Here is a 14,810-nt window from a genome sequence, read left to right as displayed (position 1 = left end):
GAATCAGCGAATCTTATGAATTTGGCATTCCCGCTATCACCAATCATATCATCCTCCGAACTTTGGTTTAAATTTGCACAGAATCTTCGTTAAATTTATTTATTAAGAAATTGAAATATGGCCTGCCAACGGTCGGCCCGATTCCAAGAATGTTTTGAGATTCGAAAGAACACTTGGCCAACCACTAGAAATTCCTTTTAACATCTGTGGGTCTAGATCCTCATGTGTGACAACCAAACGAACAAGTCCATCTGCATAAGGTTCTATATCGAATGTAACTCGAGAATGTTTTGATTCATCATTGAATTCTGTTGGTCTTGACCAAGATAAAACTAATTTCTTTGGAGCTGTGATTTCCAAAACTTTACCGATGATATCGGTTGTTTTTTCATCATCCATTCTTATATGTTTCCATACGGAACCAACCGTCCATTCTGAAACATTAATATGAGCTGGATTTTTTGCTAACGGATCAAGCCAATACTTGGATGTCACCTCAGGATCAATGAGTGCATTCCATACCTTCTCCGGTGTGCTGAGTATAAAAGTAACATAAACAAAGTTATTTGGTTCCATGATCTTCTCCTTCAAGTTGTGTTTTTAAGTCGTGTAAAAAACCTAAACGATTCTCTTCAAATTTTCGAACCCAACGTGCATATACCTCGTAAATTGGAACAGGGTTGATGAAGTGAAGTTTTTCTCGTCCCTTCCAAACAACAGTTACCAAGTTGGCTTTAATGAGGATTTCTATATGTTGGGTTGCCGATTGCCTTTGCATGTCTAATTGTTCACACAGTGAGGTCAGAGTCTGACCATTGTTAGCATAAAGGAGATCGAGAACCTTTCTACGGTTCGGGTCAGCCATTGCCTTAAATACCTGATCAGCTCCCTCCAATTCTTTGGGCATATTTGATATTATGCAGGTATTTACCTGCATGTCAAGAATAAAATTTCCTTAAACGAGAGGATTGGTGGTTTTGAAATTTTTCTCTGGGAGAAGGTAAATTCTCGGAATTTTGGAGGAGGGGATGTGGCTAAACGAAACACGAATATTTACTTGTTATACGCAAGGCCGTAACTAATTAAATTAAATGAAAAAAAACTTCAATATAATAAGCACCACAATATTAATCGTATTTTTGCTTTTATATTTTTCCGTAGATTATTTCATCGAGCGAACAATTAAACTATCAATAAGATCCAATGAACTTGTTTTTGCAAAACTCGCCGCAAAATCAATTGAACAAAAATTCGATAAATACCATCAAGAAATCGATAAGATTCAATCGCTAAATAAAGATTTTCATGATTATTTCGTGCTTAGTCAAACGTTCTTAATAAGAGATGGAATTCCGCATTTACAATCAGAAATACTTTCTCCTGATATTCTCAATAGTAAAAAGCTAATTTCCAGAGAGCATTTAGACCTATATTTAGAAACTAAAAATACTATAGAAAATTTAAGTAAAAAATTATATGAACTAAAACATACTGTAAAAGATTCAGCTCTAAAGTTCAAAAACGAAAAAAGTGAAAAATCTGCATACATTAGTCTCGAGAACATACTTCAAAATGATAGTTTTCTCATCCTCAAAAAGAACGAAAATATAATCTATTCTGCTGTAATTTATCCTTCAGATTTAATCGATAATAACAATTATAACAACAATGGTGCTTTCTTTATTAGAAGCTTCAACAATTCATTAATCTATCAAAACGGAAGCTTAAATTTCAGAAATAAAGCAAAAGCTATCTCTAGTGAAATTATTAATGAAGAAGATTACCTAAAAAACTTTCAAATACAAAGAGAGATAAATAATATTTTATTCCAAATTGTACCGATAACAAAGTTTAAAATCTTTTATATTGAAGCAAAAAAAATTGAGAATTTAGACCAAGAACTTTTTCAACTAAAAAGAAAAATTCTATTTTTATTTATCATTTCTTATCTGATATTAGAATTAATTTTAGCAATTTATTACCTAAAGAAACGGCCCAGCGTATAACAACGTGGAAACGCTGCGCTTCGGCACTTGCGGCCTCGCTTGGCCTGCGGCACATTTCTCTCCGTCACGCTTCTCGCTCCGCAAGAAGACGCGCCGACGCTAACGCCTACTACGTAGGCTCAGCTACGAGAAACGTCGTCTCCACTAGTTCGTTATACGCAATGTGGTAAAATATTATTCATTAATATTAAAAATAAGTTCTACGTAATTACTTGATAGATAAAATAGATTCACTTTTTAATAGTATGAGAAAACAAATTCTCTGATATATTCATAAAAGAATTACACGGACTATTCATAAATTCAACTTTGAAAGAATCTTAATCCATTCGTTTCAATTAAGCATGAAACTTATCAACCCTCTCAATTTTAAATCGAACTATCTAAAAAAAATAAAAGAATACTTCATTGCAATATTATTTGCTTACCTATTATTAGGTTTCGGTTTTTTAGCAGTAAATATCGTCTTTACTTGTTTTAAGAGTGAAATATTATATGGAAACCAAACAGAACAATACGGCCATATGCTACTTACTATATTTTTAGCATTCTCTTACTTACCTATTCTACTACTATGGATTAATAAACGAACGCATGATTTAATCAATTTCAAAATAATCCTTACAGTAGTATCTATTGGCATCTTAAATCCATATACATTATTCATATTTATTGGATGCTTTTTTTACAGAGAATGTTTGTAGTCGACATAACTATACTCTTTCTTTATTTACCATATCCTGCGATATAATCATATTCAATTGAAAAAGAATTAATCTTAATAAATACCACACTGCACATAACAGCAACTAACCGCTTCGCTTCGGGACTTACGCCCTCGCTCGGTCTACGACACATAGGCTTTTGTCACTCCTCTTGCTTATGCAAGCGTCGTGCCAATCCCTAACGTCCCGTCCGGGACTCAGGGCCAGCCTACGTCGGTTAGTCTAGTTCGTTATGCGACATGTTTGCAAAACTTTAAATAAATGATAAAAAAAGATTTTGACAAATACGATACTATATCGTATAATAAATCGTATGAAAGTAACTGCAATTCTCCCTGATGATTTAATTACAGAAGTTCAAAAATATACTGAAGGTAAAAATATTACAGATTCTCTACAAAAGGCTCTTTCTGAATGGGTTAAGCTTGCTAAAGTTAAAAAACTGAATGAAAAATTAAGAAAGAAACCACTTGAATTTGTTACCAATTTCTCAGCTGAAAAAGTTAGGAAAATTAATAGATTACAATGATTTTAGTAGATACTTCCATTTGGATTGAATTTTTCAGAGGAAAAGAACCCTACTTTTCTAAATTAACAGGACTTATTGAAGCTTCTGAGGTTATTGCCCATGAAGTTGTTTTTGGCGAGATTTTACAAGGTTGCAAAAATAAAACTGAGCACGAGTTTGTTTTAGATTATTGGGATAATTTAAATAATGTTTTCTCTAACGGAGCCTTCATCAAAGCCGGAAGCCTCTCCTTTGAAAAAAAACACTTTGAATATGGTATCGGAATTATTGATTCTATCTTAATCTACGAAACTAAAATGAGAAATTTAAAACTTTGGACTCTTGATAAAAAGATATTAAAAATTCTTGAGTTACAATATACTTATCAATAAAAGCAAACATGTCGCATAACAGCGTCTACTCACTTCGCTTCGGGACTTGCGCCCTCGCTCGGTCTGAGGAACATTCCCCTTCTGGCATTCGCTCGCATACGCAAGCTACATGTCAGTCCCTAACGTCCCGTTGGGACTCAGGGTCGAGAAACGTCGTTTACACTAATTCGTTATACGAAATCAATCCCAGTCTTATTTAAGAAAAAAAATGAAGAATTTAATAATTTATTCACACTCCAATCCTAAAAGCTTTACCAAAGCTGTCCTTGATAGCATTCTGAACTCTTTAATAGAAAAATCGGAAATCGTATCACTGATCGATTTATATTCAGATAAATTCAACCCAGTTCTTGTGGTGGATGATTATAATCGGAGAAGAGATATTTGTAATGATAAATATACTCTTAAATATAGAAATCTGATTAATGAAGCAGACCATCTGATTTTTATTTATCCGGTCTGGTGGCATGGTTTTCCAGCTATTTTAAAAGGCTTCATTGATCGAGTTTTCGCATCCGATTTCATATATTCTTTCAAAAATAAAAAGAAAGGAGCTTTGTTTCCTGAAGGATTGATGAAAAATAAGAAAATTTCCTGTTTTTACACTCTTGATGCGCCATCTATTGTTGCTTACTTTGATCCTGGCTGGCTCGCGATCAAATATGGTTTATTCAGATATTGCGGATTTAAAAGAGTAAATAGATATTATAAATCTGGTCTTAAACATTGTGACCAAGAGCAAAAAAATCAATGGTTATTAAAATGTGCAGAAATATCAAAGAATTTTAGATGAAAGCTAAAAGTAAACTAACAAAGGGAATTTATGAAATTTGAGATAAGATATAATGCAAAGGATTATGTGTTCACACATTTATTAATATCTGTTCTATCTCCAAGATTCTATTTATTCATAGTTTTTAGTATCGTTACTGGTCTTTTGATGTATTATTTTCTGGGCTCTTTGCTTTATTCAATAACGTTTCTAACTTGTATTATACTATTACGCTTACTTAAAATTTATTTCTTCGCAAAAGAAAGGGGATCATTCATTCAAAGAGAAGGTGACGTCAAACATCTAATCTCTCTCACGAATGAAAATTTTCAATCTGCGAAACCTGGGGCAGAATTCAAAATAGAATGGAAAAAGATAAATAAAGTTTCCTTAATAGGTCCGTCTATTGTTATTTTCTTTGATATGGGGGAAGTGTTCTTTATTCCAAGAAATCAAGTTGAAGACGAGAATGTTTTGTTTAAATATATTTTCGACAGAATTCTCAAAAACTTCGAGTAGCATAGTTTGTTATGCGAAACGTAAGAAATAAATCTTGAATGTTATGTTCACTTTTTAGATAGATCAAATGATAGAAAAAAATAGAGAAAAAATCTTATTTCGTATTCGAGAAATTGTAGTGAAAACCTTACTTATTCTCATGCCATTCATTATAACTTTTCTCATTATATTGTGGAATATAACTGATAAAAAGAAAGTTTCTAGCAGTGGCGAAAATTTCATTTATTTTCCCGGACAATACTGTCTATACTTGAATAGTGATAATGAAAATAGAATGTGTAAAGAATGCGAATTTGAATGTTCCGTTCTTTACGATCACCTAACATTCGAATCTGATATCGGAAAATTTATTCCTATAAAAGTGATAAATATTGAGGAATTAGGTTACTATAACTTTAAAGAAGAATCGTATAATGAACCAGTATTCTACGAGAATAAAAAATGGAGATTGTACTGCCTAATATCAACTTTTCTTACTGCATTTCTATTAGTATTTATTTTCAATAAATCAAATTTGGGTATTTTCTGAATATTTCAAATAACGCTGATTTTAAATTGGATAAAGGAAATTATGAAAAAATATTCTTTGGAGATAACTGAAGAAGAAGCAATCATTCTATTTGAACTTTTTGTTCGTTTTAGTGATACTAATAGGTTGAGCATTCAACATCCTTCTGAATACATCACAATCCAGCATCTTGCAGCTGAAGTTGACAAAACAACCTCAGCAATGTTTAAAGAAGATTACAAAGAAATTTTAACTAAGGCTCAAAAACGAATTTCGAAGGGATTTGAAGGTATTGTTCCAAATGATAACGCTCAAGTAGCTTGGGTATACAAAACTGTATCTGAATACTTTTGGCCTGAATTTATAGATAGAAATGGAATGATTTTTATTAAAAGTGAATACTCAAAGATAGATAAACTCCCAAAAGATCCTATTGAAGCGGAATGTTTTATAAATCACTTACATATTCTTGATTTATTTAACCATTCTGCAGACTTACCCGATGAACCATTCTGGGATACTGAACATTCTGATTACAAAGACGCTTGGAATTTAGGAAAACATATTTCTGAAATGTGGAAACAAAAACTTGAAAGAGACTTTCCTAATGATAATTTCAGAATCTATCTTTCTAAAAATGACAATCCAGTAGTTCGCTTTCACAAAGTTAGAATAAATCATATAAATTGGTTTGAAAAGGAAGACAATTCGGATCAATCTGAAAAAGAAAAAAATATGATAATTATTATAGAATAGATAATATAGAAGGGTTATGCACTAATTTAACGACTGTTTACTACGTATAACTGCAAAATTTTATACTTTATCTATTTATATAATTAGATTTAATATTGTTAAAATGGACGAAAAAGCACTAGAGTTTGCAATAAATGATCTTCTCTACAAGGGAATATCTAAAAAATCAATTATTAATACTTTAAAAAACGAATATTCCGTCAATGAAGTGAAGAATATAATAGGTGGATCTTCTATTCCACATATTATTAACTTTAAAAAAACTTTAAGCCTGCTAAGTGCTTTGCTTTTTTTGAGTGCATTTTTAACTTTATTTGCAAAGAAAGAAATGAATATAGAGAACTTAATAGAGGTATTCTTTTTTATACCATTTTCATTTCTTTATATTTTTGCTTATTTAAACATTAACTATAATAAGAGCATTCCATTACAAAAAATTTCCTTTTATGGAATTTTCTTTTTTCAGTTTTCTCTATTTGCATTTAATATTGGTTTCTCAATTTTTCAGAAAGAAACAAATTTTGGCTTAATTTTTATTAGCTTAATCATATTTTACTATTTTAGCAGAGCATACATGGCTTTCCCTAAATTTTTAAATTGGGCAAAAGAAAAACAAATAACAATAAATTATGAATAGAGCTTTAATAAATTCACTGTTTTGGGTTTTAGTTCTGATAAGTTCAATTTATTGCCAAAAGCAAATAACAGTAACAAAAGAAAAAAGATTTACTCTCGATATTAATGGCCTAGAAGTTTACGAAAAACCCGGTCTTACTTCGGCTAAAATTGCGACTTTACCTTATGATACAGAAGTAATCTTAGAAGAAAGATTGAAAGGGAAATATCCGCAAAACGATCTTCTAAATAATTTTGATAAAATTAGTTATAAAGAAATTACGGGATATGTATTAAGCATTAGGTTAAATCCCTATTCTCTCCCGAAATCAAAAATTGACTCTAATGATTTTCTGGGATTAAAATTCGAAAATTGGCCGAACACATAATGGTAGCATCCGGCAAGCTTATACCTGAACATTATGATTATGGCATGGAATATTTGAAAAAGGAAAATGCATACTACTTAGTTCTTACAAAGCATATTGATACAGGTTCAATCGAACCTAGATGGTTAGTTACTGATCAAATTAAAATATCCCAACCTGTAAATGGAGTTGGATACAATATATATGAATACGGTAGCATTTGCGAAGATGAAAATTCAGGCTATGTTCCACTAGCATTAATCAATTCTGCAAATATAAAACAGATTGGAACAGAACATTATTATCATTCACCTTATAAGGCCTGGACGATAAATTTTTCAACAAACACATTTTCGGAAATTAACCCTGCTAAAGTTATCTGTAGAATTGAAGGATATTACCCAGATTAAATCAAATTATATGGTATCTTTTGAAATCATCATATAATAGAAACAAACTGCTTAGCTTCGGCTTTTACGGCCTGCATACGTCGGATAGCAAAGTTCGTTATGCGGAATTTTTAAAATGAAAATAAAAGAAAAACTAGGCTTAATTTTAAATTCGATCATTCAATTAATATTTATTCGATTATCCTTGTTGGTGATTCTAACGTTAATTGTTTTCATTTTGTTTTATTTTTTAGCTTTAGGTATTGTTCATATATCTGCTATTCCTATTCGTTTAATTATATTGCCGATAATCCTGGGATGTAGTTTCTTTTCTTTTAGTAAAATACCAAAGTTATTAAAACGAAATTATAGTCTCAATTGGTGGCATTATCCTTTGATACTATTTAGTGTATTTTTGTTAGCATTAATATTATCATTTGTTTCAGGTTTTATATTTTTAGGAGAAAGTAATTCAAGTGACCCTTCAACTTTGATTTATCTTTTTAGTGGATTTGCTATCGGAATATTTCTAGGAAGTACATTTACTTTAATTGGTTATGATTACTTAATGAATAAGGAAATTGATATTAAAGAACTTTATAATTATTCTCTTAGCTTAATTCTATTAATTATATCTATAATAACTTTATTTGGTTTACTTGTTTTAATGAAAGTATAATATTTGTTATATTGAAAATATAAATATTGAAAATCAATAGTTTTGACTACTTGCTGCGTTAGGGCGCAATGGCGAGAATCAGCAAGTGGGCCATTTTGTTATGCGACATTGCCAAAACTAAATTTTAAAATCAAATATAAGGAATCGAATTGTGGGAATTTTTTCAAATATATTTAAACTTGGGAAACCAAAACAAAAAGCAGTTTATGTTACAGCTCAATTAAATCATTTGCTTATGCCAATTGATAGAGGAGATATATACGAAGATCCTCTTGATGACGCCTTAAAATCTTTAAAATATGGGGAAGTTGATGGTGGTGGAACTATGCAACTTACTACTGGAGAAATCGCCCACATTGATGTTGAGATATTGCTTTATAACTTAGAAGATGGTATACCATTTTTGATTAGTAAATTAGAAGAACTTGGTGCGCCAAAATCCTCAATCCTTCATATACAGGATGATTCAAATTCTAAACAAATAGAATTCGGTAAAAAGGAAGGCGTAGCCATCTACCTTGATGGAATTAATCTTCCTAAAGAAGTTTATGAAAATTCGGATATAAATGACTTAATTGAAAAATTAAATATTAGTATCAGTGATCTTGGAAAAATGGAAAGTTACTGGCAAGGTGAAAGAGAAACGGCTCTATATTTTTATGGCTCAAGCGCTGAAGGTATGAAAAATAATTTCAAGTCAATTGTGGATTCGTACCCTTTGTGTAAAGGATGTAGGATCATCACCATTGCACCTAAACAATTATAATATTAACATGGGACAGCACATAAATGAAGCAAAAACTACTATCTTACATTAAATTTCTACCTTTAGGATTTCTTACCTTCTCAATTGCATTCACAATATATATAATCTTAAACGGTTACTTGATAAAAGAACCAGAAAATAAACTAGATTCATCTGAAATCGTATTTTTAGAAACTTTTATTAAAAATGTAAAATCCAAAGATATCAATCAAATATATAAAGTTTTAAACTCTAATATTGGTGATAAAAATTCAATTCTCAAGGTATTAAATGAAAAGGAATTCTATGATACAGTAAACAACGCAATTCCTAAAGTTACTTTGTTTTTAAAAGATGAAAACTATAATCTTGAAAGTGTCGGACTAAAAGAAGGGAAAAGTTTACAGTTTCTTCTGGAGAACAAAAATGGAGAATCTACCTATTGTTCAATTACTATCGGAAAAAACAACAAGGGCAAATTAGAAATTGCTGGTTTCGAATTCACTAATATAAAGTTATCAATTTCAGAAATTATTTTAAAAGATAAATTAAAAACTGAAAACCTAACTTCGAGTAATTATTTAATCATTGGTTATATATTGTTTACACTTATAATTTGGACAGCTGCGTATATAACGCTGATATATTCAAAATATTCTTCGGAAAAGAAATATTACTTTTTGATTTTTCTCTTTGTTTTCGGAATTACTTACGATTGGAATTCATCAGAACTCCTAGAGCAGTATCAATTTATTAGTATGACGTTAAACCCGCTATCTGTTAAAAAAACTAATTTTCTTGAAAACTGGAAACTTATTATCTCATTTCCACTTGGAGCCATTATATTCCTTGCGAAAATCTTAATAACGACAAAGTTAAACAATGAAAAAAATTAGGAACTGACTTTTGAATGATAAAAAATTTCTAGATACTTATTTTGATCGCATTGGATATGGTGGCTCACGTGTTCCTTCACTAGATTTGCTTAACGATATCACTTTGGCACACGTTCGTAATATCCCTTTCGAAAACTTGGATATTTTGTTAGGAAAAAATATTGATATTAGTTTAGATGCAGTTTTTGAGAAATTAATAATTCAGAAACGCGGCGGTTATTGCTTTGAACAAAATGGACTTTTTTTGAGTGTTCTAAATAAATTAGGATTTGAAGTAACTCCTATTAGTGCTAGAGTTCGTTTAGATAAACCTAGAGATTTTATTCCTCCTCGAACCCATGTTTTTCTAAGAGTAGAACTTTCCGGAACTTCATGGTTCACTGATGTTGGAGTTGGTGGAGTATCACTAACATCAGCAATACAATTAATTAAAAATACTGAACAGAAAACCAACCACGAAACAAGAAGAATTGTATATGAAAGTAATAAATATTTCCATCAAGTTCTTTTTCCGCATGGATGGGTCGATGTATGTGAATTTACATTAGAGGAGATGCCTGAAATTGATCGTGTACTTGCCAACTGGTACACTAGCAATCATCCGAAATCGCATTTTAAAGATCGTTTGATCGTGGCACGAGCGGGAGACGACGGAAAAAGACTCACACTTGTAAATAGGGAATTATCTGAAAGGGATAGGTATGGTTTAGCCAATAAATCGATTATCAAATCACCTGAAGAATTAATAAAAACTCTTAAAGAAAAGTTCAATCTTACATTTCCTTTAGATACAGAATTTCAGACGACTGGTTTGCAATGGGAAAACGATATTATCGATTGAATTACATTCGTGAGAAATTTGGTATTGTATATAACAAAAATATTAACGAAAGGTCGGGGAATGTTCTCTCCGTTATTTCGTTATGTGGCACTGCATAAACTCTCACTTCCAACGTTCAATACCGGTAACCGAACAAAATACTGAAGACTCGAAAAATACTTTCTTAGAAGGATGATCTAATATTTCTATTTCAAACTCTAAAAAATTTCCTCCAGATTCTACTTTTAAAAAATTAACATCAGAAATGGCTTTAAATCCGAAATTGTTTTCTATGTTATCTAAATTTATGACTCTAATGGAATATTCTTTTTCCTCCCATTTCAACAATTTATCATCTGAATCCACTTCTTCTACTCTCAGAATTCCACTGGGAAGAAACTTCAAAGAATCATTTGGTGGATAATCAAATATTCCATTTTTCATACATATTTTTGCAACTTCAAAGACTTCTTTTCTGGTAAAATTTGAAAATGTATCAGATTCGGATAGGTTATCTTTCTTAATATAATTTATTAATAATTTTACATCAATTTCATAATTTTTAATATTTTCAACTTTGTTTGATTGCGGTTGGTTGCATAATAAAAGCGAGAATAACAAGATTAAAAAAATTGCTGGGGTCTTCATCGCATTATTCTTATCAGAAAAAAATGTTTAGTCAATTTCAATTTTAAACGAATTATCATCATGAATGCTTAAGGTCAGGAAATTATTGAAGTGAATAATGTTTTGTTCTCAAGCTTAAAATCTAATAGAGCAAATAGTTGAAAATCTTGATTCAACTTTCGATAGCGATGCTAAGAAATTTTTATAATATCAAAAATGAAAAATAACAAACAATGTCTTTTTATTTCGACTTGGGCAAGTCAAGGTCGTTATATAATCTAATACCAATCATCTAACGAATTATACGCGCTCAGAGAATTAAAGAATATATTCCTATTCACCAAGCGACGAGGTGTCACTTATGGGTAACTATGGATGGCGCAAACTCGCGAGTCAAAATAGGAATACTTTTACGGCAATGTTATCCCTTCTTTTTTTAATAATTTTAAAAATTCAGATTCCGATACCAAGGTCACACCGAGTTCAGTTGCTTTTTCTAATTTAGATCCGGCACCAGGACCATAGAGTAGGTGGGTTGTTTTGGAAGAGACTCCGGAGACTTTTTTGCCACCGTGTTTAGTGATGAGATCCATCGCGACGTCGCGAGGTTGGAAGTTTTCGAAACTTCCAGTCACACACCAACTTTGGCCAACAAACGGTTGTATGTCGCTTTTTTCCGTTTCGTCCGCTTGGAATTTAAGTCCGAGTTTGATAAGAGTGTTAACAAGTTTTAAAGTTTCTTTGTCTTTTAGATGGGCAAGTAAGGCATCAACTGTTCTTGGGCCAATTCCGTGGATGGAGGTTAGTTCTTCTTCGGCATTTTTGGATTTGGAAAGCGTAACAAGTTTTTCCCAAGAGTCAAATCCATGTTCGATAAGAATTTCTGTGACTTTAGGACCAACTTCGTTTAGCCCGATAGAAGGTAGAGTGAAACGAAAATCTTTTTCTTTGGATTTTTCTATGGCATCAAAAATAATTTTAACGGATTTTTCACCAAATCCATCTAACTCGAGTATGGTGTCTTTGTATTTGTTTAAGGTATATAAATCGGGAATGTCTTTGACCCAACCTTTTTCAAAGAAAATTTGAATTTGTCTTTCACCTAGGCCTTCGATGTTCATTTGTTTTTTGGAACAAAAGAAAATCAGTTGGTTTAGTTTGCGTTCTGGACAATTGCGATTGGTGCAGAAAAAATCAACGGAGTCGTCTACCTTTGTTAGTTTAGTTTTACAAGCTGGGCATTCTTTTGGTAATACAAAAACTGATTTGGGAGGAACGGTAACTTTTTCAACAGCGGGAATGATTTCGCCGCGTTTTGAGATAAGAACTTTTGCCCCAATGCCTGCACCCAGTTGGTCGATATAGTCTTGGTTGTGTAAGGTGGCGTAAGTGACAGTTGTTCCGGCAAGTGAAATAGGTGTGACCTTTGCCCTCGGTGTGATTTTACCTGTTCGGCCAATGGCAAAATCAATTTCTTCGATGGTGGTTTCTTTGAGTAAGGCATCAAACTTAAATGCGCGAGCCCACCGCGGTGACTGGCTTGTTTCTCCCAAACTTTCACGCAGGTTGAGGTCATCCAGTTTGATCACAAGTCCATCCACAGGGAATGGCATTTTATCTTTTTTCTTACGGAAGGATTCAATCTCTTTGAGAAGGGTTTTTCCTGAGATGACGTTGGTATCAGGTGCCAGTGGGAACTTTTCTTTTTTTAATAAAGTGATGATGTCTTTATGTTTGTTAAATCCTTTTCTCGAAGAAGAAAAATAGGCATCGTAAACGTAGATTCTTAGCGGACGTTTGGCGACGTCTTGTGGGTCTTTTTGTTTGATAGAACCTGCTGCTAAATTTCTAGGATTGGCAAACTTTCCGCCATATTCTTCGTTGAATTCTTCAAAATCAGCGAAGGTCATAAAAATTTCCCCTCGCACCGATAGGTTTAAAGGTGTCGAAAGTGTTTGTGGAATGGATTCAATAGTTTTGACATTTTCAGTAACAATGTCTCCGATCCCGCCGGATCCCCTTGTCACACAATGAGTGAGTTTTCCATTTTCATAGTATAACAAGATGGAGGCGCCATCAATTTTCCATTCAAGGGAATATAGTTCATCAATTCCTGTTTTTTCTAACCATTCCGAGAGTTCTGTTTCATTGTATGTATTCTCTAAAGATAAAACAGGAACTTTGTGTTTGAATTTGCTAAATTGTGGAGAGAGATCTGACCCTACTTGTAATGTAGGTGAAGATGCGACTACCAAGTCTGGGTTCGCTTTTTCAAGAGTTTGTAACTCTTTCACTAAAAGATCATACTCTTTGTCTGAAATTTTAGGAGTGTTGTTTTTATAATAGAGATCGTTATGTTTTTTGATCTCTTTTCGAAGTTCCGCGACTCGTTTGGCAGGATTTTCTTTCTTAGGCAATCAGTAAACTCCGGCTTGCATGTATTGTTCTGGATCTGTTTTTCCTTCTTCGGAGATGAATATTTCGTAATGTAAGTGTGGGCCAGTCACGTTTCCAGTGGCTCCCACTTCTGCAATTTGTTCGCCGGCTTTGACTTCCTGTCCATTTCGTACATAGATTCTGGAGCAGTGTCCATATAACGTGCTAAAGCCGAAGTCATGTTGGATGATGACGTGATGTCCATATCCTACGTTGGAATAAGTAACACGAACCACTCGTCCCGGCGCGGAAGCATAAATAGGAGTGCCAGTGGCATTTGCCATATCCAAACCATCATGGTATTCCCAATAACCAGTGGTAGGTGACTTTCTCATCCCAAAAGGAGATGTTAAGTTATAAGAATACATCGGGTTAAACAGAGGTGACCTGGATAAAATGTCGGAACGTTGGTATAAAAATTGGTAATTTGCTTCCACCAAACGTTGGTAATTGTCCATTCGGTGTTTTAATTGGCGAAGGTCATAAATTTCGCTTAAGTACTTACGACCAACATCTAATTGTTTGTCTTCTTTTTCTTCTTTTTGGAGGGATTCGATTGCTGCAGTTTCGATAAAATCTTCAGCAGGAATTTTTAAAAGTTCATCATCTTGTCCATCAATCAGGGTAAAAAGTTCTAACATACTATCATTTAGTTTGGAATACTCTTCTTTCATTTCTTCCAATTGATTGGCATGAGTGATATACGTATCAAAATAAGTTCCGTAAATTTTTGAGAGTTGGTTGATTTGGCTTTGGGTGGTGCTAGAACCAACGATCCCAAAGATGGCAAGACTGAGTAGACCTACAGTCAGTGCCAAAAAAAATAGAATGGTAAAATGAGAAATTTGGAAGTGGAAAGAACTATCGTATCCGTGAGGAATGACAAGAATGGTCATCCGTTGGTGACCTTTTTCTTTCACCTTATCAATCTGTTTCTTGATTTTCGGATTGTCCTGTGAAAAAACAGACGTAATCTCTTTAATTTTTTTCTTCATGACGAGCCGCGTGTCCTACATAAATATAACCTTCCGATTCCTCTCAAGGGTCAA

At 32.7% G+C, this 14,810-nt stretch carries 17 protein-coding genes; 12 read left to right on the top strand and 5 right to left on the bottom strand.

Annotated features, from left to right (window positions below; translation table 11 throughout):
* Positions 1–102: 102 nt before the first annotated feature.
* Positions 103–576 carry an SRPBCC family protein gene (locus EHQ16_RS05305; protein ID WP_135634937.1) on the bottom strand — a complete coding sequence of 158 codons (474 nt, stop codon included), beginning with the start codon at positions 574–576 and terminating at the stop codon, positions 103–105.
* Positions 563–907, bottom strand: coding sequence for an ArsR/SmtB family transcription factor (locus EHQ16_RS05300; protein ID WP_135634939.1), 345 nt, complete (start codon positions 905–907; stop codon positions 563–565). Before EHQ16_RS05300 ends, EHQ16_RS05305 begins: the two co-directional genes overlap by 14 nt.
* Before the next feature lie 184 nt (positions 908–1,091).
* Between EHQ16_RS05300 and EHQ16_RS05295 the strand changes: the two genes are divergently transcribed.
* The 12 genes from EHQ16_RS05295 (at position 1,092) to EHQ16_RS05240 (ending at position 10,719) form a co-directional block, all read left to right on the top strand.
* The gene (locus tag EHQ16_RS05295; RefSeq protein ID WP_135634941.1) at positions 1,092–2,006 is read left to right on the top strand and encodes a hypothetical protein; all 915 of its coding nucleotides are present in this window, start codon (positions 1,092–1,094) and stop codon (positions 2,004–2,006) included.
* Positions 2,007–3,044: 1,038 nt separating this feature from the next.
* The gene (locus EHQ16_RS05290) at positions 3,045–3,260 is read left to right on the top strand and encodes a hypothetical protein (RefSeq protein ID WP_100745168.1); all 216 of its coding nucleotides are present in this window, start codon (positions 3,045–3,047) and stop codon (positions 3,258–3,260) included.
* Complete coding sequence (locus tag EHQ16_RS05285; protein ID WP_135634945.1) at positions 3,257–3,631, top strand: PIN domain-containing protein; 375 nt, start codon at positions 3,257–3,259, stop codon at positions 3,629–3,631. Before EHQ16_RS05290 ends, EHQ16_RS05285 begins: the two co-directional genes overlap by 4 nt.
* A 208-nt stretch (positions 3,632–3,839) precedes the next feature.
* Complete coding sequence (locus tag EHQ16_RS05280; RefSeq protein WP_135634946.1) at positions 3,840–4,424, top strand: NAD(P)H-dependent oxidoreductase; 585 nt, start codon at positions 3,840–3,842, stop codon at positions 4,422–4,424.
* A gap of 1,069 nt (positions 4,425–5,493) precedes the next feature.
* Positions 5,494–6,186 carry a hypothetical protein gene (locus tag EHQ16_RS05275; protein WP_135634948.1) on the top strand — a complete coding sequence of 231 codons (693 nt, stop codon included), beginning with the start codon at positions 5,494–5,496 and terminating at the stop codon, positions 6,184–6,186.
* A gap of 103 nt (positions 6,187–6,289) precedes the next feature.
* Positions 6,290–6,823, top strand: a complete 534-nt coding sequence (locus tag EHQ16_RS05270) for a hypothetical protein (protein ID WP_135634950.1) — start codon at positions 6,290–6,292, stop codon at positions 6,821–6,823.
* A complete protein-coding gene (locus tag EHQ16_RS05265; RefSeq protein ID WP_135634952.1) occupies positions 6,816–7,190 on the top strand; it encodes an SH3 domain-containing protein in 375 nt (124 codons plus the stop codon). The genes EHQ16_RS05270 and EHQ16_RS05265 overlap by 8 nt, the downstream gene beginning before the upstream one ends.
* Complete coding sequence (locus tag EHQ16_RS05260; protein WP_135634954.1) at positions 7,190–7,579, top strand: hypothetical protein; 390 nt, start codon at positions 7,190–7,192, stop codon at positions 7,577–7,579. The genes EHQ16_RS05265 and EHQ16_RS05260 overlap by 1 nt, the downstream gene beginning before the upstream one ends.
* A gap of 115 nt (positions 7,580–7,694) precedes the next feature.
* Entirely contained in the window at positions 7,695–8,237 is a 543-nt protein-coding gene (locus EHQ16_RS05255) for a hypothetical protein (RefSeq protein WP_135634956.1), read from the top strand.
* Between the two features lie 151 nt (positions 8,238–8,388).
* Positions 8,389–9,003 carry a hypothetical protein gene (locus tag EHQ16_RS05250; RefSeq protein WP_135634958.1) on the top strand — a complete coding sequence of 205 codons (615 nt, stop codon included), beginning with the start codon at positions 8,389–8,391 and terminating at the stop codon, positions 9,001–9,003.
* Between the two features lie 23 nt (positions 9,004–9,026).
* Positions 9,027–9,878 carry a hypothetical protein gene (locus EHQ16_RS05245; protein WP_135634960.1) on the top strand — a complete coding sequence of 284 codons (852 nt, stop codon included), beginning with the start codon at positions 9,027–9,029 and terminating at the stop codon, positions 9,876–9,878.
* A 10-nt stretch (positions 9,879–9,888) separates the two neighbouring features.
* Positions 9,889–10,719, top strand: coding sequence for an arylamine N-acetyltransferase family protein (locus tag EHQ16_RS05240; RefSeq protein WP_135634962.1), 831 nt, complete (start codon positions 9,889–9,891; stop codon positions 10,717–10,719).
* Positions 10,720–10,821: 102 nt separating this feature from the next.
* On the opposite strand, the gene EHQ16_RS05235 is transcribed toward EHQ16_RS05240, so the two are convergent.
* The 3 genes from EHQ16_RS05235 to EHQ16_RS05225 all read right to left on the bottom strand — a co-directional run bounded on the left by EHQ16_RS05235 (position 10,822) and on the right by EHQ16_RS05225 (position 14,756).
* Positions 10,822–11,346 (bottom strand): hypothetical protein, encoded by a 525-nt coding sequence (locus tag EHQ16_RS05235; RefSeq protein ID WP_135634964.1) that lies wholly within the window; start codon positions 11,344–11,346, stop codon positions 10,822–10,824.
* A gap of 389 nt (positions 11,347–11,735) precedes the next feature.
* Positions 11,736–13,742: an NAD-dependent DNA ligase LigA gene (gene ligA, locus EHQ16_RS05230; RefSeq protein WP_135634965.1), complete on the bottom strand. Its 2,007-nt coding sequence runs from the start codon at positions 13,740–13,742 to the stop codon at positions 11,736–11,738.
* A complete protein-coding gene (locus tag EHQ16_RS05225) occupies positions 13,743–14,756 on the bottom strand; it encodes a M23 family metallopeptidase (protein ID WP_135634967.1) in 1,014 nt (337 codons plus the stop codon).
* Between the last annotated feature and the right edge of the window lie 54 nt (positions 14,757–14,810).

Origin of the sequence: Leptospira kanakyensis (assembly GCF_004769235.1) — a bacterium.
Lineage (GTDB): Bacteria > Spirochaetota > Leptospiria > Leptospirales > Leptospiraceae > Leptospira_A > Leptospira_A kanakyensis.
The sequence above is the reverse complement of the archived record's forward strand: the minus strand, read 5'-3'. Positions and strand labels throughout refer to the sequence as shown.

Bases quoted from the DNA above. Each gene is read 5' to 3' on its own strand.
- EHQ16_RS05290 (WP_100745168.1), top strand. From the start codon at position 3,045: ATGAAAGTAACTGCAATTCTCCCTGATGATTTAATTACAGAAGTTCAA.
- EHQ16_RS05305 (WP_135634937.1), bottom strand. From the start codon at position 576: ATGGAACCAAATAACTTTGTTTATGTTACTTTTATACTCAGCACACCG.
- EHQ16_RS05235 (WP_135634964.1), bottom strand. From the start codon at position 11,346: ATGAAGACCCCAGCAATTTTTTTAATCTTGTTATTCTCGCTTTTATTA.
- EHQ16_RS05300 (WP_135634939.1), bottom strand. From the start codon at position 907: ATGCCCAAAGAATTGGAGGGAGCTGATCAGGTATTTAAGGCAATGGCT.
- EHQ16_RS05260 (WP_135634954.1), top strand. From the start codon at position 7,190: ATGGTAGCATCCGGCAAGCTTATACCTGAACATTATGATTATGGCATG.
- EHQ16_RS05245 (WP_135634960.1), top strand. From the start codon at position 9,027: ATGAAGCAAAAACTACTATCTTACATTAAATTTCTACCTTTAGGATTT.
- EHQ16_RS05280 (WP_135634946.1), top strand. From the start codon at position 3,840: ATGAAGAATTTAATAATTTATTCACACTCCAATCCTAAAAGCTTTACC.
- EHQ16_RS05255 (WP_135634956.1), top strand. From the start codon at position 7,695: ATGAAAATAAAAGAAAAACTAGGCTTAATTTTAAATTCGATCATTCAA.
- EHQ16_RS05275 (WP_135634948.1), top strand. From the start codon at position 5,494: ATGAAAAAATATTCTTTGGAGATAACTGAAGAAGAAGCAATCATTCTA.
- EHQ16_RS05265 (WP_135634952.1), top strand. From the start codon at position 6,816: ATGAATAGAGCTTTAATAAATTCACTGTTTTGGGTTTTAGTTCTGATA.
- EHQ16_RS05270 (WP_135634950.1), top strand. From the start codon at position 6,290: ATGGACGAAAAAGCACTAGAGTTTGCAATAAATGATCTTCTCTACAAG.
- EHQ16_RS05285 (WP_135634945.1), top strand. From the start codon at position 3,257: ATGATTTTAGTAGATACTTCCATTTGGATTGAATTTTTCAGAGGAAAA.
- EHQ16_RS05295 (WP_135634941.1), top strand. From the start codon at position 1,092: ATGAAAAAAAACTTCAATATAATAAGCACCACAATATTAATCGTATTT.
- EHQ16_RS05225 (WP_135634967.1), bottom strand. From the start codon at position 14,756: ATGAAGAAAAAAATTAAAGAGATTACGTCTGTTTTTTCACAGGACAAT.